Source organism: Undibacterium sp. GW821-FHT11H02 (genome assembly GCF_058808015.1).
Genome location: NZ_JBXARG010000002.1, coordinates 186,223 through 211,681, shown reverse-complemented (window position 1 = coordinate 211,681; position 25,459 = coordinate 186,223). Strand labels below are relative to the sequence as shown.

Annotated in this window: 17 protein-coding genes; 11 read left to right on the top strand and 6 right to left on the bottom strand. The window is 48.1% G+C overall.

The annotated features are described in order from the left end of the window. Positions 1–22: 22 nt before the first annotated feature. Positions 23–3,658 carry a two-component regulator propeller domain-containing protein gene (locus AC1RR2_RS03195; protein ID WP_493220857.1) on the bottom strand — a complete coding sequence of 1,212 codons (3,636 nt, stop codon included), beginning with the start codon at positions 3,656–3,658 and terminating at the stop codon, positions 23–25. A 202-nt stretch (positions 3,659–3,860) separates the two neighbouring features. After that, positions 3,861–5,231, bottom strand: coding sequence for a hypothetical protein (locus AC1RR2_RS03190; RefSeq protein ID WP_493220856.1), 1,371 nt, complete (start codon positions 5,229–5,231; stop codon positions 3,861–3,863). Between the two features lie 470 nt (positions 5,232–5,701). On the opposite strand from AC1RR2_RS03190, the gene arfB reads away from it, so the two are divergent. The 3 genes from arfB to AC1RR2_RS03175 all read left to right on the top strand — a co-directional run bounded on the left by arfB (position 5,702) and on the right by AC1RR2_RS03175 (position 8,261). After that, positions 5,702–6,100 (top strand): alternative ribosome rescue aminoacyl-tRNA hydrolase ArfB, encoded by a 399-nt coding sequence (arfB, locus tag AC1RR2_RS03185; protein WP_493220855.1) that lies wholly within the window; start codon positions 5,702–5,704, stop codon positions 6,098–6,100. Between the two features lie 167 nt (positions 6,101–6,267). Continuing rightward, positions 6,268–6,813 carry a DUF4256 domain-containing protein gene (locus tag AC1RR2_RS03180; RefSeq protein ID WP_493220854.1) on the top strand — a complete coding sequence of 182 codons (546 nt, stop codon included), beginning with the start codon at positions 6,268–6,270 and terminating at the stop codon, positions 6,811–6,813. 545 nt (positions 6,814–7,358) lie between these two features. Beyond that, positions 7,359–8,261, top strand: a complete 903-nt coding sequence (locus AC1RR2_RS03175) for a MipA/OmpV family protein (protein ID WP_493220853.1) — start codon at positions 7,359–7,361, stop codon at positions 8,259–8,261. Between the two features lie 92 nt (positions 8,262–8,353). Here the strand turns inward: AC1RR2_RS03175 and AC1RR2_RS03170 are convergent, their stop codons facing one another. Beyond that, entirely contained in the window at positions 8,354–9,676 is a 1,323-nt protein-coding gene (locus AC1RR2_RS03170; protein WP_493220852.1) for an acyltransferase family protein, read from the bottom strand. Positions 9,677–10,037: 361 nt separating this feature from the next. Here AC1RR2_RS03170 and AC1RR2_RS03165 point away from each other — a divergent pair, with 361 nt between their 5' ends. The 3 genes from AC1RR2_RS03165 (at position 10,038) to AC1RR2_RS03155 (ending at position 16,421) form a co-directional block, all read left to right on the top strand. Then, the gene (locus AC1RR2_RS03165) at positions 10,038–13,946 is read left to right on the top strand and encodes a DUF2339 domain-containing protein (protein ID WP_493220851.1); all 3,909 of its coding nucleotides are present in this window, start codon (positions 10,038–10,040) and stop codon (positions 13,944–13,946) included. Beyond that, the gene (locus AC1RR2_RS03160) at positions 13,939–15,441 is read left to right on the top strand and encodes a DUF3999 family protein (RefSeq protein ID WP_493220850.1); all 1,503 of its coding nucleotides are present in this window, start codon (positions 13,939–13,941) and stop codon (positions 15,439–15,441) included. Before AC1RR2_RS03165 ends, AC1RR2_RS03160 begins: the two co-directional genes overlap by 8 nt. A gap of 272 nt (positions 15,442–15,713) precedes the next feature. Further along, positions 15,714–16,421 (top strand): hypothetical protein, encoded by a 708-nt coding sequence (locus AC1RR2_RS03155; RefSeq protein WP_493220849.1) that lies wholly within the window; start codon positions 15,714–15,716, stop codon positions 16,419–16,421. 32 nt (positions 16,422–16,453) lie between these two features. Here the strand turns inward: AC1RR2_RS03155 and AC1RR2_RS03150 are convergent, their stop codons facing one another. From AC1RR2_RS03150 to AC1RR2_RS03140, 3 genes are all read right to left on the bottom strand, one after another. Continuing rightward, positions 16,454–17,155 (bottom strand): transposase, encoded by a 702-nt coding sequence (locus AC1RR2_RS03150; protein ID WP_493220848.1) that lies wholly within the window; start codon positions 17,153–17,155, stop codon positions 16,454–16,456. A gap of 167 nt (positions 17,156–17,322) precedes the next feature. Continuing rightward, entirely contained in the window at positions 17,323–18,867 is a 1,545-nt protein-coding gene (bchE, locus tag AC1RR2_RS03145; RefSeq protein WP_493220847.1) for a magnesium-protoporphyrin IX monomethyl ester anaerobic oxidative cyclase, read from the bottom strand. Positions 18,868–19,133: 266 nt separating this feature from the next. Then, the gene (locus tag AC1RR2_RS03140; RefSeq protein ID WP_493220846.1) at positions 19,134–19,715 is read right to left on the bottom strand and encodes a porin family protein; all 582 of its coding nucleotides are present in this window, start codon (positions 19,713–19,715) and stop codon (positions 19,134–19,136) included. Between the two features lie 335 nt (positions 19,716–20,050). Here AC1RR2_RS03140 and AC1RR2_RS03135 point away from each other — a divergent pair, with 335 nt between their 5' ends. From AC1RR2_RS03135 to AC1RR2_RS03115, 5 genes are all read left to right on the top strand, one after another. Beyond that, a complete protein-coding gene (locus AC1RR2_RS03135; RefSeq protein WP_493220845.1) occupies positions 20,051–21,082 on the top strand; it encodes a DUF475 domain-containing protein in 1,032 nt (343 codons plus the stop codon). A 241-nt stretch (positions 21,083–21,323) separates the two neighbouring features. Next, a complete protein-coding gene (locus AC1RR2_RS03130; protein ID WP_493221003.1) occupies positions 21,324–21,920 on the top strand; it encodes an ANTAR domain-containing response regulator in 597 nt (198 codons plus the stop codon). A gap of 512 nt (positions 21,921–22,432) precedes the next feature. Then, positions 22,433–23,629: a CmpA/NrtA family ABC transporter substrate-binding protein gene (locus AC1RR2_RS03125; RefSeq protein ID WP_493221002.1), complete on the top strand. Its 1,197-nt coding sequence runs from the start codon at positions 22,433–22,435 to the stop codon at positions 23,627–23,629. Between the two features lie 128 nt (positions 23,630–23,757). Then, positions 23,758–24,576, top strand: coding sequence for a nitrate ABC transporter permease (gene ntrB / locus AC1RR2_RS03120; protein ID WP_493221001.1), 819 nt, complete (start codon positions 23,758–23,760; stop codon positions 24,574–24,576). Between the two features lie 98 nt (positions 24,577–24,674). Then, complete coding sequence (locus AC1RR2_RS03115; RefSeq protein ID WP_493221000.1) at positions 24,675–25,442, top strand: ABC transporter ATP-binding protein; 768 nt, start codon at positions 24,675–24,677, stop codon at positions 25,440–25,442. The last annotated feature ends 17 nt before the right edge of the window (positions 25,443–25,459 follow it).

Here is a 25,459-nt window from a genome sequence, read left to right as displayed (position 1 = left end):
AACGCCTATCACGCTTTTCCACCTAAAGTGGGTATGAGGGAAATTCAACAAAAAATATCGCGCCACCGAGCGGGTTGGCATAGAAGCCGATTTTCCCCTCCATTTTTTCCACCAGCTCTTTGGCGATAGTTAAGCCCAAACCCGTGCCCTCTTTGGCCCGCGTATCCGAGGCATCCGCTTGCGAAAATTTCTGAAAAATACGATCACAAAAACTCGCAGAAATACCTGGTCCACGATCCTCAACTTGAATTTTGATGTAGCCATTATCGAGCTGGATAAGACGTAATTTAACCAAGCCACCTTCAGGTGAATACTTGCAGGCATTTGACATCAAGTTTGCCATCACCTGCGCAAAGCGATCGGTATCGACTCTTAAAGCGAGCTTAGGAATAGCGCTGTCCAACAACAGAAACACGCCAAGTCGCTGCGCAAAAGCTTGATTGGATTCGAGTACATCGGCGACCAATTCTGCCAGTGGCACTCGTTGAAAATTGAAGTCCATCATATTTGCTTCAATTTTTTGCATATCGAGCAAATCATTAATCAGGCGTCCAAGACGCTCCGCATTACTGAGAGCGATCTGTCCTAATTTGGCTGCAGGCGCCGGCAACTCGCCAGTGACGCCACCGACCATCAAACCAAGACTGCCGCGTATCGCCGTCAGCGGTGTACGCAATTCATGACTGACGGTCGATACGAATTGTGTCTTCATACGCTCTACCCGTTTTTGCTCGGTAACGTCACGTACAATCAAAATAAACTTGCGCTGCCCCGCATCTGCAAAACCGCTCAAAGATAATTCTGCAAGGAAAACACTACCATCGGCGCGTTGCTGTTGTAGCTCCATCTCGCTATGACCCTTCTCAGAAAAATCATGACTCGCGATGAGTTGCATCAGGCTGGCTGTTCTATCTTCTGTGCACAGTGCAGAATACGGCATACCTTTGATCTGTTCAATATTCCAACCAAACAGAGCCAGACCGGCACGATTACACGATTCTATGTTCCAGTTCTTATCTGCCGTCAAAATCGCATCAGCCGCATTGTGCAAAATTGCTTGCATACGCTGTGCGTTGTCACGGTTTAGTTGTTGTTGCGCCAGCAGCTCTTGCAAGCGTACCGCCACCAAGCCTTCTAAGCGGAGTTGGTCACGCGTCAAATGCGCCACCCGCCAACGGTAAACGCCAAACAACAGGCCTGCGACCAGAAATAAAACAAGCCAGCGAAACCAACTGGTTTGCCAATATTTGGGTGGGATGACGATCTTAAGGCTAGCAAGATTTTCACTCCAGAGGCCCGCATCATTGCTGGCTTTAACTTGAAAAATATAGTTTCCGGGATTCAAATTGGTATAAGTCGCATTACGATGTTCGGCATCGACTTCTACCCAATCGCGATCAAATCCCTCGAGACGATAGGCGTAACGATTTAATGCGGGATTGGTAAAATGCAAGGCGGCAAATTCCAGAGAAAATACTGATTCCTGTTGCTCTATGCGCAATAATTCTGGCGCTGTAACAGCCCCCGTTAAGCTCACTTCCGAAGCGGCTTTACCAGATTTGAGCGAACGATTAAAGACGCTGATATCGGTAATCGCAATTTGCGGCGGCGTTGAAAAACGCTGTACCTGTTCGGGATAAACCGCACTCATACCCTTAGTACCGCCAAAGTACAATACGCCTTTGGCATCGCGGAAAGACGCCCCCGAAAAACTATCTGACAAACCATCGCTGGCGGTATATGCATCGGCCGTCGCCGCATCAGGATCGAATCGAATTAAACCATTGACTGTACTGAGCCAGAGCTTGCCCTGCAAATCACTTTCTATCGCTACAACTTTGACAGCGCCTACACTGTCTTTTGCGGAAAAATGTTGGAATCGTATGCTGCCATCTTGTGCGGTGATGACTTGATTTAAACCATTGCTTGCACCGACCCAGAGGCGACCTTTGGCGTCCTCGTGTATCGAAGAGATATTGTCGGCGCTGATACTGAAAGGATTTTTGGGATCATGTCGAAAGTGCCGAAACTTTCCGCTAGTCTGATCAAGTAAATCGAGACCACCACCCACCCATTCAGCACCGGCCCACAAGCGGCCGCGACTATCTTGCAAGATGGTAGTCGTTCCCTTGGCGCTACGGCTATCAGGATCGTTTGGGTCGGATATGAATTTTCGGTGTGCGCCTGTCGTCGTATCGTAGCGAATTAAACTATTACCCGTTCCCAGCCACAATATCCCCGCATCACCTGCGGCAATGACATTGATGTAATCATCAGCGATGCTTCCAAAATGCATCACGGTGAAGGCTCCATCTGCTGAATCGAGTCGATTCAAACCTACCGAAGTCCCGACCCAAAGTGGTCCGTTGACTTGTTGATGTAAGCTATAAACCAAATCATTACTGAGCGCATTGGGACGTTTTTTATCGGCGCGAAATTGCTTGAGTACATTGCCATTTTCAGGATCAAATAAGGCTAGTCCATTATTATTTGCCAACCATAATTTTCCTTGTTGAGCGCCAACGATGCGCCCTATAGAATTGTTCGGCCTGGGATTTTGGGCGTCTGCATCAAACGGAATAATGCGGCGAAATCCGCGACTATTCAGATTGGTAAGCGCGATGCCATCAGTTAAAGTAGCGACCCACAGCATACCGCCACGATCATGCAAAATCGCCCGCACATCGTCGGAGGGCAGGCTATAGGGATCAATCGCTTGTTTCACAAACTGTGTAAATTGCTTGGTGTCATTGTTCCACCGCAGCAAACCGGCGGATAGAGTCGCCGCCCACACCACACCATGCCGGTCAGCATAGATATTGTTCACACGACTAGCTGGGGTAGCCAGGCGACGTCGACTTGACCAGTCACTTTTACTATCCCACAACACCACACCATTTTCTGTGCCTATCCATAATTGATCTTGTGGATCCAAATACATGGAACGCACAATATTCAATTTGGAATCTGGCTCGTTTTCATCATCAATCCTGTAATGCTGAAAGCGCTTTGCACCTGGTGCCAAATAATCGATTCCGGCAGGCCAGGTACCGGCCCAGACACCCCCACGGAGATCGACCGCTATCGCATTTAAGTCATTGCTGGCTAAACTGTCCGGTTGCCCCGAATCATGCGAATACAGCGTAAAACGCTCGGTGGCGGGATCGAAATGTTGCAGACCGCCCCAAGTCGCCAGCCAAAAGCCAGCTTTGCCATCGGCAACGATAGATTTGATAATGCGCTGATTATTGACACCGGTACTTGGGATAAAACGCGTGAAATTATTGGTTTCTGCATTAAATCGCGCCAAACCATTTTGGGTTCCTACCCAAATCCGGCCTTCCTTATCTTCATACAAAGCAGAAATTCTATCGTGCGGCAAACTGGCAGGATTGTTGGCCTGACTTTGGTATTTTTCGCTCTGATAACCATTAAAACGGTACAGTCCGGCATTATTGGTTCCTATCCAAATAAAGCCTTGTTTATCTTGTAGCAAAGATAAGGTAGAGAGCTGATCGGCACCCAGCGCAGACAATCTTTGAAAGCGCAATTCAGAAGTCGAGGCCGCCAGCGAAAATGAAGAAAGCAAGCACAGCCAAGCACACACTATGCCCGCGAATACGATACGTTCTAAAGTAATTTTGTTGAAATTAAACAAAGCACCGCCTGAACAAAATGAGGCGCCAGATAAGCTGCGCCGCTACGTAATCCACTTTGCCAAGCGAGTTACCCACTGTCAACACTTTCCTCAGAACAGACTGACACCTATAACAAGCAAGACAAGAAAACGGTATTTTTACAACAAAATAGAAAAATCTCCTGCCTCTTTTTGGGCTGACGTATCTAAAGCAAATCGAGCGCTACCGCGTATTGCACTCCACTACATTCTCCACCAGAACACAAATCGCCTTACTCTGCATTTGGCCCATCTGCTGGCCGCCAGGCATCGCTTGCCCACTCATCACCGAACGGAAAAAATCGCTAACACGCTGACTGGATTTTTCCGTGTCGTCTGCAAATTGTTGAAGCTTAGCCGCAATCTTTTTTGTACTGCCGCTTGTTACCGCGATTTGCGCTGTCTGCGAATTTGTCATTGTTTCTGTTCTGCGGGCTATCTCAATTCTTGCCTGATCGTGCCTTTGTTTTTGTTGTTCGAGTGCGGCGCTCATCATCTCCTTAAAAACGCTGAGCTCACCCTGCTCCAGGCAAATCCGCCCATACAATCCACTATCCATAAAATCGACTTTCACCGTGCCCTGACATAGCCGGGTTTGATACTGAGTGATGGCCGCGAACGTGGCTTGCAATACGGGCACGCCTGCATTCAGATTGCTATGAATTTTTGTATCGATATTTTTCAAGTGCTCAATATAATTGTCGGGCAGGGTGACCTCGACGGTTTGTGTCGGTGTAGCATTAAACATCTGCATAATTTTTCGCTCCACACCGTTGCTGTGGTTGACGATAGAGTAGCCCATACGCTCCCACTTACTATTCACGCTAGTGTGATAAGAAAACGTCGCCATAGGATGGCTACTTTGCACCACCGCATAACTATTCCTATTTGCTAGCATCTGTGATTTGGATACCTGATCAAAGCCAACTGCACCGTCGCGGCGGTAAAGCCGATTCTCAGTCACATTGAATACCGAGTAATTCACTGCAAGCTGCTTATCCATTTTATTCGTGATATTCGTGTTGAGCGCATATTGCAAACTGACATACAAGGGATGTGATGCCGCTCTGAACTCTACCGTTTGTTTACTGTAGTTTGTCACCAGGTAGTATTTTGGCGCTTGTTTGACGCCCTGATACTCAGCCAGCCATGCGGACAACTCGCCTTCCTCCATGCTAAATTCACGCCCAAGACCCGATGCATAACCATTGACACAACTGCCGTCCCAATTGACATAGTTGCCGGCTTTTTCCCACCACGGTGATTTGCCTTGCTCGACAAATGTCGCCGCATATACTTTACAAGGCTCTTGCTTATTGGCGGCTTGCACCCACGTTTCCATTGCGCCCGGTATCTGACTAATACGGCCTACTTGTCCGTCAGTAAAGGTTTTCCATGCTTGCTTTTGATTCTCGTCCACCTGTTCGAATTGCTTCAAAAATTTTTGCGTATCTGCCTGACTCACTTGAGGTTTTAATGCCTGAGCACAGACCTCGCTACCCGGGCTGATAAACATCAGCGATGTAAAAGCGCAAAGCGCGAATTTGATAGACATAGTTCGACTCCAAAGCGACTGAATGGTTTAAGCGAGATTTTCCTTAAGAATGTACCTGATCTTAGCATTAAGCTCGGTTACAGGACTTAATGAAAAAAACACTGCTCGATGTGGCTCATGCCGTACAGTTAAGACAAATATGAGAACACCTCATTGAGAAAATACGAGATTTTATTCGAATTGACTTTGTGGCTTCGGACAAAAACAAAAACCCCTCAACGCGGAGACGCTGAGAGCCGAGTAGAAACTCCGTAAAATCTTCGCTTTTCTCTGCGCTCCTGGGCGACTCTGCATCTCGGCGTTGAGGGGTTTCAAAGCATAATTAAGCACCTTGTTCGCTTAACTGAACGCCATTAACTCAATGAAGTGCAACTTAGTTGACGCTATCATAGCCGGAATCGCAATGATCTCAGTTATCATGTTCAGTTGTCGCAATTGACAAATCCGTCTACCGGCTCTCGCACCACGCTATGAACTTGATCAATCCCGACGAAGTCGAATTTAATGCGATTCGCGCACAAGGCCCTGGTGGTCAAAACGTGAACAAAGTCGCCTGTGCAGTTCATTTGCGTTTCGACATTGCACGATCCTCCTTAACGGAGGCGATCAAAGCTCGTCTGCTCGCCTCGCGCGATCAGCGCATTAACAAAGAAGGCGTGATTATTCTCAAAGCGCAGCAATCACGCAGCCAAGAACAAAATCGTATTGAGGGATTACAACGACTACAAGCGATCATAGACAAAGCGGCGCTACTACCCAGCATAAGGCGGGCGACCCGACCGACGCGCAGCTCACAACGCCAACGTCTGGACCGTAAAAGCCTTCGTGGAATGCAGAAAGTATTGCGTGGAAAAGTACAGGAAAATTGAACATTGGTTTTACTATTGAACAGAAATAGAACTTAGCAAAATTGCGCTGGCGAGGGTCTAGCGAGGAATTTAAGCAGCCCCAGCTTGCTCAGGTAGCAGATAACACGCTTGTGCTAGTCTACAAAAATTGTGAAATGAAGATCGCCCATATTGAAGGAGCTCAGCGCATGACAAACTATGTACCTGAAGAATTGATCGCCATATTAAAGCAAAGATTTGAAAAAAATAGTCAGCGTCATTCAGGCATGAAATGGTCCGAGGTTCAGGCGCGACTAAGATCCCATGCTGAAAAATTATTGTCGCTCAACGATATGGAAAGAACTGGTGGCGAACCCGATGTGGTGGGCTATGAGGAAACCACAGGCGCATACATTTTTTGCGATTGTTCTCCTGAAAGCCCAGATGGCCGCAGAAGCCTTTGTTATGACCGCGAAGGCCTGGAATCAAGAAAAGAACACAAACCCGCAGATAGTGCCATCGACATGGCGTCAATGATGGGCGTCACACTACTCACAGAAGAACAATATCGTGCACTACAAAAACTCGGTGAATTCGATAAAAAAACGTCGAGCTGGATACAGACGCCGGCAGCGATTAGAAAGCTAGGCGGCGCCTTATTCTGTGATCGCCGCTACGATCAGGTTTTCACTTACCACAATGGCGCACAGTCTTACTACAGCGGCAGAGGCTTTCGCAGCTTACTCAAAGTCTAGGGCCTGTTAACATTTAAATTGGGAGTGCGAATGCGGAAAAACGGGCACAGGGCTAGGCTATCGCTAACGGAAAGCATCCTTGCAAGGATGCTTCGTTGCGTCAGTGAGCAGCATGCTGCTCTAAACCCTGACTTCACCGTCAAGGGGCGCCGCAGTGCGGGCACTGTAAGCGACTTGCAACAACGCCATGTGCCCGCGAGTTTATCCAATTCGCCCATTCCCGAAGGGTTCAAGCCAAAAGGCGCGATGGACAGCGTTGTAGCTCTTGCCGAGGCACCAGCCTCGGCGGCGAACTACGCCTTGCCATCCCACCATTTGGCTTGAACGCATCTCCCGATTTAAATGTTAGCAGGCCCTAGCTTGACTGTAAATTTACCGGGTCAATTTGACACGCTAGTACATGCATTACACGGCATTTTTTCTGCCTCGTGTCTCGGTCAGCCGGGCGCTCTCGTTTCGTGCTTGGTTTTTCGACGAAACTTTTTTTTACAGCTGCGTTACACTGCCCGCATTTCTATCACTTTACCGTCTTCGAAGACCTCGCCATGTTCAAAAAATCAATCAAAACTACCACCTCATTATTGACACTGGTAGCGGCCGGCTTGCTCGCAACGACGGCCGTTGCGCAAGAGTTGGCAAATGCACATACAGAATCAGGCCAGCAAGCTCAAAAGCCAGTTTTAGTAAAAGACGCTGAGCCGCTACCTTTATGGGAATTAGGTGTATCAGCATTTGCCTTAAGCCAGCAAGCCTATCCGGGATCAGAGACTTATGTGAACCGGGTACTCGCGGTCCCTTATTTTTTGTATCGCGGCGAGCATTTTAGAGTCGATCGTGGCAATACAGGCTACCGCGCAATCAAGACGCCAAGATTCGAATTCGACATAGGATTTGCCGGCGCACTGGGTTCCAGCTCGGATAAAGTCGCTGCTCGTCGCGGTATGGAAAGACTAGGCAATTTAATTGAGTTTGGCCCCCGTTTTAAATGGAATCTGAGTGAGCCAGAAGCGAATGGTCGTTGGCGTTTTGAACTGCCCTTACGTGCGGTATTTGATTTAAGTAATAGCTTCAAACACAAAGGCTACACATTAGAACCAGAAATCGAATTTGAACGACGTGCCTTCGGCGGTTGGCGCTATAGCACAGGTTTATCTGCCGTCGTCGGCAATCGCCAAATGGCAGAAACTTTTTATCAAGTCCGCCCCGATCAAGTGCTCCCTGACCGCGCTGCTTATCAAGCCAAACAGGGATTGATTTCATGGCGCATGTCTGCCTTTATTTCACACAGTTATACCAATAATTTCCGTGTATTTGGGGGGCTACGTTTAGATAGCGTGGTGGGCGCCGCAAATGAAAACAGTCCTTTAATAAAACGCAAAACCGCACCTTCATTCTTAATTGGATTGACCTACACCTGGATGCGCTCCGATCGCCCTGAAGTCGATTAATCCAGACTGAAAATCGAAACTAGCAAAAAAAAGCGTTTCCTATATTTTAGGAAACGCCTAGTAAATTCGTTCACCTCACCACGAAAAAACCACTACAAAATCAGCTTCACAGCCAGCGGCACCAGCACGATATAGCCCAAACCCTTGCGCAATTGTTGTCCAAAGTGCGCGCTCCGATTCAAGCCCAAGGTAGCTGATACAACAAGCTGTTCAGGCGTTTGCCATTTCAAGCCAAAGCAAACCCGCAAGATATTGATGCGTGCTATCACGGAATAAATCAGATAGCTTGCAACGCAAGTGAAAGTAATGACCAAAATCGCTTCCAGCCAAGCACCCACTGCGTAGGGTTTTAAGCAGTAGGCGGCAATCAAAATCAGACTTTGATGCACGATATACACTGGCAATACCGCTTCACTCCAACGCTTTGAAAATGCCTGAAATCTTTCGCCAAAATATCGAGCATAACCGAGTGCCGCCATGATGCAAAAGCCGCCGTATGACCGATAGACAATTGCTGCGACCGGGTCTACCCAAGCTAGTGCTTTACGTTCAGGCACCATCCACAAAAAGTTATACACGCAGAGTAAGAGCAGATAAAACAGGCCGGCAGAGATCAGGTATCTTTTTCGGTTCTCAAACACATGTTGCCAAAAAGACGAAGCGGGTGCCAACGCATAACCAGCCACCAAGAATAAGAATCCGGTAATATTGCGGTCGTCAAGGTGGACTACATCTAAAACAACTAGGGCAAAAATTAATAAACCACTATAGGCTGCGCCCTGCCAACTTATCGTCAATAGATGCTGCACTTTATTTTCTACAAAAACGATCGCAAACGGAAATCTTTGGTTCAAGCCTTTCCAGGCAAAGTGCGCAACGATGAGCAATAAAGAAAACTTCCACAACTCACGTAAGTACCAGAGATGATTCACATCCATGTGCGGCAAGATTCCGCCTTTGTACTGATCAAAAAGTGGATCCTGCAAATGCCAGAAAGCCTGATAAAAATCCCAATAGCTCAAGTTCGCAGGTAATTGTGCCTTGCCTGCCATTTCTATAAATAGCTGCGGCGGCACCACGACGAGCACGCCAAATAATAAGGGCAAGAGCAAACGCAGGCAGCGCTGCTGCAAGCTATGCCAGGCGCCGTATTTATGCAAAGCATGACGCAATGCGACACCAGAAATTAACCATAGCAAAGACATGCGCCAAGGATTAACCAATAACATCCAATTCGCTACCGTTTCACTTTGATACTCACTCTTATAATGGAAGTCCCAGCCACTGACGTACAGCATGCCGGTATGGTAGAAAATCAGGATAACTACAGCTACTATGCGCAATAATTCCAAGTCATTCCGACGTGTCGAAAGGCCATAGCTGACGGTACCCGAAGTATCGGTGGCATTGTTCATGCTGCAATTCTGACCGCGCATTGTGATCGTCCTTTATCGTTTACAAAGACCTTGTTGGCATAATTCTAGAGATTTGCAACCTAGGCCAAATAATAGGTTGCCCCAAAAATCAGAACTACCTATTTGTGGCGAACGGTGAGTAGGCTGGGGCGAACCGGATTCGCCTGCGCTGATAGACTAAGTTGGTATTTCCCCAAGCGCTTCTAAGTGGCTTGATACCAGCCAAGCTCGTCCCATTACGGCCCAAGCTGATCTACGTCGATACAACAATCGCGATAGACAGCGACTTTCTCTTGTAAAAACTCAAAATACTACTTACAGTTCCTGCATTGACATTTAGTCATTTTTGAGAGGGTAGACTATGTGGTGGATAGGCGCGTTGATTGGACTGGCATTAGGCCTAGGAAGCTCAGGCACAGCATTGATTTATGTGCTTGGAGGTGGGGTTTTCGGTTTGATCTTGCAGATGAATTTAAGTGCGCGATTTGACGCGCTCAAAAAATCTAACCAAACCCTGCATGAACAGGCCGCAGCGGCGCTCAATGAATTACGAAAAACCATCACCAACCTAGAACAAAAGCTAAAAACTTTGGAAGAAGAGTTGCGCGCCTATCGCACTTCGGCTACCGACAATGCGGCGCCATCAGCACCCGCTAACGTCACTGACACTTCGAGCGAAACAGATACTGGCGCTGCAGTCGTTACAGCGGCGACACCGCTAGCCAACACTCAACATCAAACAAGCCCACTTCGCAGTCATCCAGAAGCAGAATTAAACAGTGTCATGCAAGCGGCAATTACATCGACCAAGACTGATCTCGCCGTAAGTACCAACACTGCGAACAATCTGAAGCCAAGGCCTGCATCGCCAGAAATGGCGCTGACCAGCACTGCGGTAGCAACACCGCTTCCTCTCAACTCCATCGCAACGCCAAGCATAGAAACAGCACCAGTCAAACCTGCCGCCAAGAGGTTACCGCCGCCACCGCGTAAAACTTTCCGTGAAAGTCTGCCTCAGCCCATCGCCGATTTTATTTACGGCGGCAATATACTAGTAAAAGTTGGCGTACTGATTTTATTCCTCGGCCTGGCTTTCTTACTGCGCTACACTGCAGAACGCGTAACAGTGCCGGTCGAACTGCGCTATGTTGGCGTCGCCTTGACCGGCCTTGTATTACTAGGATTAGGCTGGGTATTGCGTCATAAGCGACGCGACTATGCGCTGAGTCTGCAAGGAATGGCGATCGGTGTGTTTTATCTGACCATACTGTCGGCGCTCAAAGTGCATGCGCTGATCGCACCGGAAATCGGCTTTGCTTTTCTATTTGCCATATCGGTTCTGAGTGCTGCGCTGGCGGTCTTGCAAAAGGCACCGGCGCTGGCGATTATCGCGGCCTTGGAAGGCTTTGCTGCGCCCATCCTGACCTCAACAGGCGCGAATCGTCCTCTTGGTCTGTTCACTTATCTGGCGATACTCGATGTCGGTATCTTCCTAGTCGCCTGGTTCAACGCTTGGCGCGTCCTGAATGTGATTGCCTTTGTTGGCACCTTTACTTTGGCGATAGGCTGGGCGAATAAATTTTACGCTGATAGTGACTATGCTTTGGTACAGCCTTTCTTGATTTTCTTCTTCGTACTCTTTGCACTAATCGGTGTTCTTTTTGCACGTCGTACTTTATCGGAAGCAAGGCATACCGCGAGCTTAGCCCAACAGACTGGTAATCCATTTGCGGGCATAAAAATTGTAGGTCGCGTTGACAGCGCGCTGGTGTTTGGCAATCCGATTACTGCGTTTGGTCTGCAATACTTATTGGTGCAACACACAGAATTTGGCGCGGCATGGTCGGCATTAGCCGTTGCCTTCTTTTATCTGGGGTTAGCACGCCTCATCTTCTCCAAAGAAAAGCAAGGATTGGCATTATTAGCGGAAGCCTACGTCATCGTCGCGGCGATCTTTGCCACGCTCGCGATTCCTTTGGGCTTAGAAGGTACTTGGACTAGCGCTGCCTGGGCGGTAGAAGGTGCTGGCATGTATTGGCTAGGCACACGACAAGAGCGCCCTTATGCACGTGCTTTTGCTTTGGTCGTCATCGCTGGCGCCACGCTCAAATTGCTCAAGGCTATCAGCATCAATGCGGTACCTGAGCAAGCCTTGCTAGAGGGTTCCTTGCTCGGCCCTGTGTTATTGGGACTGAGTGCCCTATGCATGTGGGTACTACATTTGCGTCGCGCGCAAGACAACATGGCGCGTTGGGAATCGCTAGGGGCTGCTGGCTTGCCTTGGCTCGGCGTTACGGCCTTGATGCTTTTGCCCTGGCTCTTGCTGCGGCCTACTTTTGCAGCGGCGACATGCGCGGCACTGGCATTGATCGTCTCTGATCAGGGAATACGCCGTCAATTGCCCGCATTACGACCGATTGCGGCGACGATACAGGCATTCGCATTACTTAGTTTCATACTGACCCTGCATACCAACAGCAATGCAGAACCACAAAGTTTCTTACAAGATGGCTGGCGCGGCATGCTGGCTGCCGTGGTCATCTCTGTATCTATACTTTTGAATGCCGGCCGCCACATGTTGCGCAGTAAGCACGAAGCGGAAATGCAGGGTCTACCGCCAGCATGGTCGATATTCAATAGCGTGGCTTTGATCAGCGCCTTTAGCTTGCTGCATATCGCCATGCTCTTTGCCTTGACTTTGCCACAAGCGGCCGCGCTCTGGCCTTTGACCGCTTGCCTCATTTTGGCTGGCGCATTGCATATGTCGCATGCCCCCTTGGCGACCTTCGCTCTGATGATGCAAGCATTCAGCACCCTCATTTTCCTTGCTCATCGCCATACTTATGCGACTACGCCATTCATGAATTTGGGCTTCTTTGCTGCTTTGTCTTTAGCGGTTGCGGGATGGTGGAGTGGTGATCAGATACGTGCGGAAGCACAACGCTTTTTGGTGGTATTGCGTGAATTATCAGCATCCAGCAAACCGCAAAATGCCGACACGAATCTGATTGACAGTAACGCCAACTTCCGCGCCTGGCTAAATCCCTGGTGCAATCAGGCGGTCATGTTATGGTTGCCTGTATTGTGGGGCTTAGCATGGTGGTTGATGGCCTGGCTAGCAGAAACCGCGTCTGCCTTCACGCAATGGCAGTTACCCGCAGCCGTCCCCAACGCCGATATTGCGATAGGCATAGCCACCGCTGCGCTCTTATTGCTATTAGCAAAATGGCGTGACTGGCAGCCTATGGGTCTATTAAGTGCAGTCAGTTTAGGTCTATTTATCTACGCTGCCGATCTTGGCATGATGGGAAGTTTAGCCACCTATTTACCTTCAAGCTCGTGGGGAATTCTTGCCTGGCCTTGCGCCTTTATCTGGCATTGGTTTGCTTTGAAACAGCAAGAACCATTTTATACTGGACACCCACGCCTTTTAGCCTGGTTGCACATACTAGGCCTATGGTTAGCGCTGTTTATCATTTCTGCAGAATTACGCGGACAATTTAGCTTGTTGAGTGAGCCGACTTCAAGTTGGGTTTTATTAGCGTGGATTTTGGCACCTGCATTAACCCTGTTTGGTTTGGGACGTCGATACTTCGCGCAACGCTGGCCTGTTTCACAGTATCGCAGCGTGTATTTGCAAGAGGCATGCACACCAATTGCACTTTATCTTTTACTCTGGTGCTGGGTCAGCAATATTCTGTCGGCTGGCAACGCCTCACCTTTGCCTTACCTGCCATTACTGAATCCTCTAGAGCTAGCGCAATTGATCATACTATTGAGCTTGTACGCTTGGTGGCAGCAACTACCAGACAGCGCTAAAGTCAAACTACCAAGACCTCATGCACTAGGCGTTTTGGCGATGAGCAGCCTGGCTTTGTTGACGGGAATGGTGCTGCGTTCAGTACACCATTTTGGCGATATCGCTTGGGATTTCGACTCCCTATTTGCATCGCGCTTGGCACAAGCTTCAGTATCGATAGCCTGGGCGCTGTGCGGCGTTGGTCTGATGTTATCGGGTAATCGCCGTGCCTCTCGTACAGTATGGATTGCGGGTGTGGTCTTACTCGGCATCGTGGTCTTGAAATTATTTGTGATTGAACTCGCTGGACGCGGCGGCCTGTATCGCATTGTGTCTTTCATTGGCGTTGGCATTGCATTTTTGGTAGTCGGCTATTTCGCACCAGTGCCGGTTAAACCAAAAGTGGCGAGTGAGGCCGCGAAAGACCGTACTGAGAATTTGAAAGACCAAGAAGGAAATCATCATGCCTAAGCTTTCACATCTTATCTGTGCCAGCTTAGGGGCATTGCTATTGTCCGTCGCCACAACGACAGCTGCAAATGATCGCGTCATGTTTATCGAGCTACCGACCAGCACGGCAAAATCCTCACCGTACTACGCAGTGAGGATGCCGATGGCGCTCTACCCACTCAGTGCCAATAGTCAGCTATCTGACCTGAAGATACGGAACGCCAAGGGAGATTTCTTGAACTATGCCTGGCTAGACAGCGCAAGCGAAACGCTAAAGATAGAAAGTCATACGCTGCCATTTTTTCCCTTATCGACGCTCAAAGATGATAGTCAAAGCAAGGAGCTCATCGCGTTCAATATCCTGCGTCAAACTGATGGCAGCTTAATAGCACAAAGCAATATTAAACCGACAAAGAACGCAACGACCTCCATTCATACTTGGATCGTCGATGCCAGCAAGTTAAATCCAGCCGCTCGTTTAGTACAAGCCAGAGTGCGCATCGACAAAAATTTTCAAGGCATTGCGCCGGTAAAAATTGAGACTAGTGAGGACTTTAAAACCTGGCACAACTTGGGCAGCGTCGAACAACTTGTGCAGCTACAACATCAAGGTGAACAGATACAAAAATTGTCTCTGAACCTCGGTCACAGTAAGGCAAAATATCTGCGCATCAGTCTGCCAACAGATTCAGATCAAGCACAAACTCCTCCCCAGATTTTGGCGATCGACGTCGACACCCAAGCACAAGAGCTAGTCACGCCACTGATGCAATGGACAGACACCATCAAGGCGCATCATTGCGATGCCAGTTCTTGTGTATACCAAGTACCGGCAAACACGCCGATTGATAGCTTACGACTCCATTTGCAAGAAAAAAATACACTAGCCAAAGTACAGATTTTTGGCGAGCTCCCACCATCAGCACAACCAACTACAGCACACAGGCATGTCCGCAATCCGCTGTATGTTCTGCGCCATCAAAAACACGTAACAGCATCCTCACTTGCGCAGGAATTTTTTCTCGGCGATAGCACCGCTTACCGCCTTGATCTTCCGGCTGGAGAAGTCAGCACTGAAGATTTTTCCCTGAGCGGCGAAGCCTTCAACAAAATTCGTTTGCAAATCCCCGCTGGTGTAAAGAGCCTAGGTGCCGTAGCGCCAACAATTTCATTGGGAACCTTAAGTCGTCATCTGGCTTTTTTGACGCGTGGCGATACACCGTATCGCATAGAATTTTCAACCAACACAAAAGAAGGAAAAGCGCTCGATGTCAGCACATTAATGCCCAAATTCAATCTAAGCGATAGCGATTTAGATTTTGCTGAAATAAGAGTTTCAAGAACGGAAGCAAAGCAAGGCGTCGTCAGCGACAACCCCACTATCACCGCAACACCAAATAAACCTGAGGGCACACAAAAACACTATGTGTTTTGGGCGGCGCTAATCGCAGCACTCGCTGTATTAGGCGCAATGGTTTGGTCCTTATTACGCAACATCGATAGAGAAAAGCGCTAACTAGGGCCAGCTGACATAAATTTCGGCATGCGAATGCGTCGACATGAGCACAGGGGCGGACGACCGCCAATCTAGATGACAACCAAGAACACAAAAAAATTTCCAAATGACGCAATGAGAAGCGCACACAAGCATCCTTTGCGCATTAAGCCAAAACGACAAACAATTACATTTTTTACGAAATAGAGGAAACATTTCGCATAGAATGTGATTCTCACATCCATGTTATTTCGACATGATATTTTGCTTCAACTTTTTTGATTGACTCTTCCATGAAAAAAACATTTCGCACTTCACCTTTGTTATCCGCATTATTAGCGATCAGTTGCTTACTCGTATTGGGTTGCAACAAAAAATCCGCTGACGCATCGGCAACTGCCGTCGCTGTTGCCAGCGCCCCATCGACAGCAAGCGTAGCGGCGCCAGCCGCAAGCCCCGCTCCTGTGGAAGAAACGCCTGAGCAAAGGGAAATGGCCAAGAAAAAAGCCCTGATGGACTACGCCCAGATGGAAGACCAATACATCAATGACAGCAAAGCACAATGGGCGAATGATGCCAAAGCCAGCTCAACCTTCGGCGAAAAAAATAGTTCGGGCCCAGCCTCATCTAATCTGGCGATCAATGCTAAAGGCGCAGTCGATGGCAAGGACTGGACGAATAATAATCAGGATATCGGTTTTGATTGGTTGGAATTAAGTTACGAAAAACCCGTGTCCGCAAGCGAAGTACGCGTGGTATTCCAAGCCGGTGAAGGCGTTGAAGCCATCAGCAAAATTGAATTACAAAACACGGATGGCAAATGGAATACTGTCTGGGAAGGCATTAGCGATCAAAAGCGCGATAGACGCGGCAATCGTACTTGGTTCGTTCGCAGCTTTGAAAAAACCAATTACAAGGCTAAGGCGGTTAAAGTCACTTTGGCAAATAACTTGGAGCGTGGCTATAAAGTGATTGATGCTGTGCAATTGGTGGGCGAATAAATAAATTTACTTAATTTTATTTATGATGAATTTCAGGTAGCGACCACAACTTTCTTCCGTGGTCGCCCACGCGATGCTGGCTCCACTCTGCGCTCAGTCAGCTTCGCCATTTCCAACTTAAATGAATCTGAGCCCAATACCCACGCCTTGCTGGTGGCATCGTTAATGGCTTTGAAGTGGCTGGAAGACAGTCCTTTTTCCAGCAAATCTCGGTATGCCGCTTCGCGTTGAAAAGGCGTGTTCCCCAAGCCCCAATACATCGCATGATCCGCCACCACAGGATCAACCCGCATCCCCAGATGGTGCTGACAGCTAGACCAGGGATAACTAGACGGCTCTTGCACCAAATGCTGACGTACTGCCATTTCCTCTATCATCACACAACAAGGTAGAAAGTAATGAGAAGCTTCCAGTACGGTCGCTTTGAACCTGCCCTGCCACAGCAAACCACTGCGCTTGTATTTGGCGTTGAAATAGGGAACGTAATATCGCCCCAACCATTGCATCATTTTGCCTAATCCGACTTCATCACTTGGTGTCGCCAGCAAATGAAGACGATCTGGCAAAATGGCATAAGCATGAATCTGAATAGCAAATTGTTTCGCCGCCGCTTTTAACCAATCAATGAAGACGACATAATCCGCCGTGTCGACAAAAATAATTTTGCCGTCTATGCCGGCCTGAGTAATGTGATGTGCCTGACGGGGAATTACTAAACGAGGGAGTCTTGCCATGATCTTCGATGCTAGTACGAAATTTAATTGGGGACATTGTAGTGGAAAGCCCGGCTGCGTAGTGGCACTAATTCAATTTTTCACTGCCATATCGGCGAGATGCTTCACCCCAAACTACGGTCCACAATTGTTACTATCTCCCCCGCCTTGAGCTTACCTCGTCCGACTCAATGCAAATCCACCCACTTAATCTCAGTCACTTTGCGCTTGAATTTGAACTTACTCATCGCATTCTCACGCTCATGCAAAGACTTACCTAAAAAACTTTCCAAACTGGGACCGTTCTTTACTCGCTTATCTTTAAAAATAAAATCAAACACCTCTCGCAACCAAACACGTCTACCCATCTTGGTGTACCAGCGCATCGCATAGGCGACATCACGGTCACGGCTGAATAAATTTCTATAGATTGCCTTGGGGCGCATTTGCAGTATGACTTCCATGCTTTTTACCCACATGAAGATGCGCCAGGGTGGCACCTTTTTAGTGGCCAGCACTTGATGTTTATAATCCCATTTGCGGGTGTCAGTTTGTATCACTTGGCGCTGATTGACCGTAGGATAATAGGGCGTCCAGCGATGCGGTGTGACGTAGAGCATCTGAATTTGATCGGGATCGTAGCGCAGCAAGTATTTGAGTGAGCGCCAGTAGTCGATATCAGTTTCCTCTTCGAATCCGACCACGTAAGTCGCCATGGAAACGATGCCATGCTGGCGCAGCAATTGAATCGCTTGCTGATCCTCACTGGTGCTGGCACCTTTCTTGATGTTCTTGAGTGTGGCTTCGTTGTAGCTTTCTATGCCCAACAAAAACCGAATCACGCCAGCCTTTTTGTATAGATGCAAAATATCCGCATCGCGTACGATGTCGCCAGCTCGGGTGGAGCCTACTAGGATTAAATTTACTTTCTCTGCGATCAACGCCTCTAAAAATGCCTTCCAGGCTTTACGTGAACCGGTGGGTAGTTCATCAGCGAAGTTAATTAACTCAACGCCTTGTTCTCTATGTAGTCGCGCCATTTCTTTGGCGAATTTGATGGGATCATGATGGCGCCATTGCGTCCAAAATCCACGCTGTCCACAATAACTGCACAGATAGGGACAGCCTCGTGAAAATTGTACGACCACCGCGCGTTTGCCACCCCAATATGAGTAGCGACTATGATCAATCAGCTCCCAGCCTACGCGATAGGCATCGAGATCCTCCAACATACTTGCCGCAGCGGTCGCCTGTATCGCATGATTCTGACGATAGGCGATCCCATCTACTAAGGCGAGATCGCCGCCCTGACATAATGCACGCATCAATTGCGTCGTAGTACGCTCGCCCTCACCCCTTACGACGAAATCAATGTAAGGGCTTTCATTTAACACTTGTTCATAGTGGTAAGTAGGAAATACACCGCCATAAATAATGACCAGATTTGGCATCGCTGATTTCAACATCGCGCACAGCACCACCACCGTAGCGTGCACGGAAGAAGATCCGGAATGTCCCAACATCACGTACTGTGGAGCCTGTTTTCTGCAAGTGCGCACGATGTCAAACAAAGACATAGGACCAAATTCAGCATCAAGCAAGCTGACATTAAAACCTGCGTCAATTAAAGGCCCGCCTATACTCAAGAGACCCAATGGTGGCAATTGTTCTTTAGGAATACGACTGCCAATTGCAGTGTGCGGCGGATTGATCAGTAGGATTTTTGTGCTCATGATTCACCTTGAAAGTCGTCTATAAACAGGCCTAGTGCCTGTTGACCTAGTGTAGACAACTTGTGTGAAGTGAATATGGGTTTTGTGTGTGCTCGATTTAGCTGGAAATAAAAATCCCTCGTACGCACAACCAAGACTGGCACTTGGGTAGCGACGAGGGATTTCAATTTTGAGCCCGTTTTCGAAACTGCAGAGAAAGGGAAGCTAACTACATCTGCGGCAATAAAACATCGAAGAAAAATGCCCAGAACTATTGCGGTAGCCCATCAAAATGCATACTGTGCACCTACGGTAAGTGCACGTGCGGCAGGTTTTTGATAATTCGATTTCAAACGAAATTGATCGAGCTCTAAGGTCAACGACACTTTATCGTTCAACTTATATTTCAAACCAGCACCTAACATCAAATGCGTCGAACTGGTCTCAGAAAAAGTGACCATCCCTGGATCAATACGATTATTCGTCCAATGATCTTTTTCACGCAGTGAGGCAATACCGAGTTTTGCAAAGCCTGAAAACCCTTCACTAAATTCGTAGTTGAACACACCGGCCAAAGATACGCCATTCGTTCTACCTTCCGTCATATGAAAGATCGTCGGAGTAACGAGTTTGGTCGAATGATTTCCTAAGGTGAACACACTGGCCTCTAGTGCAAAATTTTTGTCTAAGGTGTACCCACCCGTGAATTTAACTGCCGTACCTGATGTGCATTTCACCTCGCCCGCGCAGTTCTTAGTCCATTTACCACTTCCAATCGAAGCATCGACATACACTTGAGCGCTGGCGGCGGCACTCACCATAGACATAGCAAGCAATGCGATCGCTGGGAGACATTTTTTATTCAACATAATTGATCCTAAATTGAAAACAGAGGGAGCTGTCATTGATCATCGCAGCACAAGATCGATATACGACAGAAGGCGCGTAGTACGCAGGCGGCATATTGCTTAAAACCTAATCGTATATGGCAAACTCTTGGCAAAGTCTCGCCAGATGCAACTGTTGGCATAGTGATTCGACACATCCAAGATAAATGCTTCATGAGGAAACCGTACGTCATCAATCTTCGATGTTAAACTCGCGTTATTCTTCGACTTAAAATCGCAGCTTTGGTCAGTCGCTCTCACCAAGAATGACGCCTGTTAGCTTATCGCTTGTCTGTAACTTATCCTTTCGGAATCCCATGAAGCATTTCAAAGTATCTATCCTGATCTCTATAGTTCTACTAGCGCTGGCCGCTTACTGGGGTTATACCCATGGTGGCATTAATGCGGCCCTGACCGCACTCGGCATCGCCTCAATCTTGGCGATCTTAGAAATCTCACTGTCCTTCGATAATGCGGTGGTGAACGCCTCGGTATTAAAAACCTGGGATGCATTTTGGCAAAAATTGTTTTTAACAGTCGGTATCGTCATTGCTGTATTTGGTATGCGTCTGGTATTTCCTCTGGTAATCGTGGCGCAGGCAGCTGACCTCGGCATGGTCGAAGTCTGGGATCTTGCCATCAATAATCCTAAGGCTTTTTCCACTCATCTGATCAGTCATCATGCAGAAGTCGCCGCTTTTGGTGGCGTGTTTTTATTGCTGGTGTTTTTGAATTTTCTATTTGACGAAAAAAAGAACATGCACTGGCTGGGCAATATAGAAGAGAAAATGTCTGCGTTCGGCACTATCGGCTCTATTCCTGTTTTAGTAGCGCTGTTAACGGTCATAGGCAGTGTCAGTCTGGTCGAGGAGGCACAGCAATTTGCCGTACTGTTGGCGGGTATTTGGGGGATAGTGACCTACGTCGGCGTTGACTTCATTAGCGGCCTATTGGAAAAAGAAGAAGCCACCGATATCGATATTGGCGCGGTAGTAAAAAGCGGCGGCATAGGCGGTTTCTTGTATCTGGAAGTGCTGGACGCCTCGTTTTCATTCGACGGTGTGATCGGCGCATTTGCCATCACCAATGATGTCGTCATCATCATGCTGGGCTTGGCTATAGGTGCGTTCTTTGTACGTTCGATGACGGTGTATTTAGTCCGTCAGGGCACCTTGGAAGAATATGTCTACCTGGAACACGGCGCGCATTATGCGATAGGCATTTTGGCTTTGATCATGTTTGCTAGTATGAAGTATCACATTCCAGAAATTTTTACCGGACTGATCGGTGTCGCGTTTATTGTCGCGTCCTTGTGGTCATCTATACAGCACCGTAAGTTAGCTAAATAGGAAAAGCACGGCTCCCCAAAATAAGGTGGCGCGAATATTGCATGACTAACTTGAGTGCTGCTCAAAATTAGCAGCGCTCAATACTTATTCGACATTTTATTTTTATATTGCGATTCACATTGGCAATTCTGACGCAGCGCTAATCAGCTGATTCTGTGATGTGATTTCGCACTTAGTTCTGGAGCCCTGTTTGTCTCAACCTCATGCGCCTAACCTGAAGATCGTCGTCATCAATACCGTGATGCCGGTGTCAGAGGATACTCATGATCAAGATCCTGCCATGCAACTGCAAATGGCTCGCTCGCGCGCTTTACGAATAGGCTTGCTACAAGCTGGCTACAATATTATTGCCTCTATTCCCGGCGATATGTATCTGATTGACCGGCTGACGCAATTGCAGCCTGACCTGATTATCATCGACGCCGAATCCGATGCTCGCGATGTCTTGGAAGAATTGGTCATTGTCAGTCGTGATGCACCGCGCCCTATCGTCTTATTTACCGAAGATGGCAATCCCTCACAACTAGAAGCGGCGATGGCCGCCGGTGTCTCAGCCTACGTGGTGGCCGGTCTCCAAGTCGATAGAGTAAAACCAGTACTCGAGGTCGCGGTAGCGCGCTTTAACGCGGATCAAAAACTACGCTCGGAATTATCCGACACCAAAACTAAACTGGCCGAACGCAAAACCATAGAGCGCGCCAAAGGCTTATTAATGGAACGTCATCGCCTGAGCGAAAACGAAGCCTATCAAAAGCTACGCAAGCAAGCGATGGAAAAAAATCTTAAATTAGTCGATCTGGCTCAACGCATTTTAGATGTCGCGGATTTGCTAGCTTAACATTAGGGCGTGCTGACCTAATCTCAATCTGATCGTTTTTAGTGCATTGCACCAAATTGGGTTCCAAATCAGTGCAAAAAATCCTTTTTTACCAGCCCGATTTTGACAAACGCAAGGCGAACTAGCGATAAGACCAGTTGGCACAGTAATTGCAACTACAAGATCAAGTACCTCATCGGTACAGACAGAAATTTGCTAACGGCGGTAAATTTCTCAGGAAGGACTAATTAAGTAAGACCAGTATTGCAGCGACCATCTTGCTGCGCTTGTCTGCTCATTTAGCACTTCCAAAAAGACAAAGGCGTCTTCCTATCTAGCTCCTCTGAGCCGGGTAGTAAGACGCCTTTTTTCGTTTTGATCATGCAATGTAAAGACCAACACGCTGGAGCCAAACCATGAATAAGCAAGTCAACCACTTAAACGAAACAGGTGCCCTAGATGAAACATCTCCTGCCAACCCTACACCGACTGCACACGAGGCCTCACGCCGCAATCTCATTCAAGGTGCTGGCATGCTTGCAGCAAGTAGCATGTTAGGCCTCGGCGTCGGCGTAAGTGGTGCGTGGGCTGCAGGCTCTGACAAGCCAGAAAAAGAAGAAGTCAAAATCGGCTTCATTCCTTTGACTGATTGTGCCTCAGTGGTCATCGCCTCAGTCATGGGTTTTGACAAAAAATACGGCATCAAAATTATCCCGACCAAGGAATCATCCTGGGCCAGTGTGCGCGATAAATTGGTCAACGGCGAACTCGATGCGGCGCATGTTTTGTACGGTCTGGTGTATGGCGTGCAGCTCGGCATAGGCGGTCCCAAAAAAGATATGAATATCTTGATGACCCTCAACAATAACGGTCAAGCCATCACATTATCGAAAAAACTTGCCGACAAAGGTGCGGTGGATGGCGCCGGTCTCGCCAAATTAATGGCACGTGAAAAACGTGAATACACCTTCGCCCAAACCTTCCCTACCGGCACTCATGCCATGTGGCTGTACTACTGGCTGGCTGCACACGGCATCAATCCTATGAAAGAGGCCAAAGTCATCACCGTACCGCCACCGCAAATGGTCGCCAATATGCGCGTCGACAATATGGATGGCTATTGTGTGGGTGAGCCTTGGAATCATCGCGCGGTTGCAGACGGTATCGGTATTACTGCCGCCACCACACAAGACATTTGGCGCGATCATCCTGAGAAAGTATTGGGTTGCACTGCGGAGTTTTCACAAAAATATCCCAATACCGCACGTGCAGTTATTGCCGCAATTCTCGACGCCAGCCGTTGGATTGATGCATCGCTGATGAATAAACAAAAAATGGCGGAAATCATCGCCGAAAAATCATACGTCAACACCTCTGTCGACGTCATCAATCAACGCATCATGGGTCGCTATCAAAATGGTTTGGGTAAGACTTGGGATGATCCTTATTACATGAAATTTTTCAATGATGGCGCGGTAAATTTCCCTTACTTATCGGACGGCATGTGGTTCCTGACTCAACACAAGCGCTGGGGTTTGTTGAAAACCGATCCAGATTATTTGGGAGTAGCGCAGGCCGTGAATCGTATCGACATTTACAAAGACGGTGCAGCAATGGCCAAGGTCAATGTGCCAAAAGATGTGATGCGTAAGAGTAAATTGATCGATGGTACGGTGTGGGATGGCAAAAATCCTGCTGCCTATGCCGCTTCCTTCAAGATCAAGGCCTAAGGATTTTTATGACTAGCATGCTCTCGACTTATACCGCCAGCCCGGATGCCAGCGTGCCCGATAAGGGCAATGCAGCTCCGGCAATGCCAGGTCCCACGCCGGCACAATCACACAAGAAAGAAACCAAGATGGCGACGCCCTCTTCATTCTCGCTCAAATTCTCGACCAAGCTAAAAGCAATCGCTTTAAAGATGTTGCCCCAATTTTTAGGGCTGGCTTTACTGGTCTTAATCTGGACCATCATTGCCGAAAAGAATAGCTCGCTACCCTCACCATGGCTTACTTTACAAGAAGCGATCAAATTATTTTCTGATCCTTTTTATCAAAATGGGCCTAACGATCAGGGCATAGGCTGGAATATTTATGCCTCTTTAAAACGGGTCGCGGTCGGTTTTGGTTTAGCTGCCATCGTGGGTATTCCACTCGGCTTCATGATAGGTCGCTTCAGCTTTATGGCGGGTATGTTTAATCCCATCATTAGCCTGCTCAAACCCGTCTCGCCCTTGGCTTGGTTACCTATCGGTCTTTTAGTTTTTAAAGCCGCCCATCCTGCCGCCATCTGGTCTATTTTTATTTGCTCCATCTGGCCCATGGTGATCAACACTGCCATCGGCGTGCAACGTGTACCGCAAGATTATATGAATGTGGCACGGGTACTGAATTTGTCCGAATGGAAAATCCTGACACGCATCTTATTGCCTAGCGTATTGCCGTATATGTTGACAGGTGTACGCCTCGCCATCGGCACAGCGTGGTTAGTGATCGTCGCGGCAGAAATGCTCACGGGTGGTGTCGGCATCGGTTTCTGGGTGTGGGATGAATGGAATAACTTGAATGTACCGCACATCATTATCGCGATTGTCGTAATTGGTTTTGTCGGTTTGATTCTGGAACAAATTTTGGTCGCAGTAGCACGTGCTTTTACTTATGAAGAGACTGGGGCTTAGTGATGACACAACTCATGGAAAATTCGACGGTCACTGCCATCACCACTGGCACCGATAAAGCGAATGAAAAAAAATACATAGAAATTCAAAATGTAGAGATGCGCTTTGACACCAAGAAAGGCAGCTTTCACGCTCTGCGCGATATCAATCTGCACATCGCCAAAGGTGAATTCATCACCCTGATCGGTCACTCTGGCTGCGGCAAATCGACACTCTTGAATCTCATTGCAGGATTAACCAACGCGACATCTGGCGCTTTATTGTGCGCTAATCGCGAAATCGCCGGGCCGTCGCCTGAGCGTGGTGTGGTATTTCAAAATCACTCTTTATTACCTTGGTTAAATTGCTTTGAAAATATTTACCTGGCGGTAGAACGCGTGTTCTCATCCACGGAATCAAAAGCAGAACTCATCAACCGCACTCGCAATGCCCTCGCTTTAGTTGGCCTGAGCGCTGCCGACAAAAAACGTCCGCATGAAATTTCCGGCGGTATGAAACAACGGGTCGGCATCGCCCGAGCTTTAGCGATTGAACCAAAAGTCCTATTGATGGATGAGCCATTCGGCGCACTCGATGCGTTGACCCGCGCACACTTGCAAGACGAGTTACTCAAGATCGTCGCCAAGACACGATCGACGGTCGTGATGGTCACGCATGATGTAGATGAAGCGGTACTCCTATCCGACAAAATCGTGATGTTGACCAATGGCCCTGCCGCAACTATCGGTGAAGTCTTGTCCGTGGAATTAGCACGACCACGTGAACGAGTCGCTCTGGCGAACGATGCGCAATACGCCAAATATCGCAGCGCGGTGCTGGAATTTTTATATCACCGTCAATCGCATCCGAGTAAGGAAGTGGCTTGATCGGAAAAAAAATATAA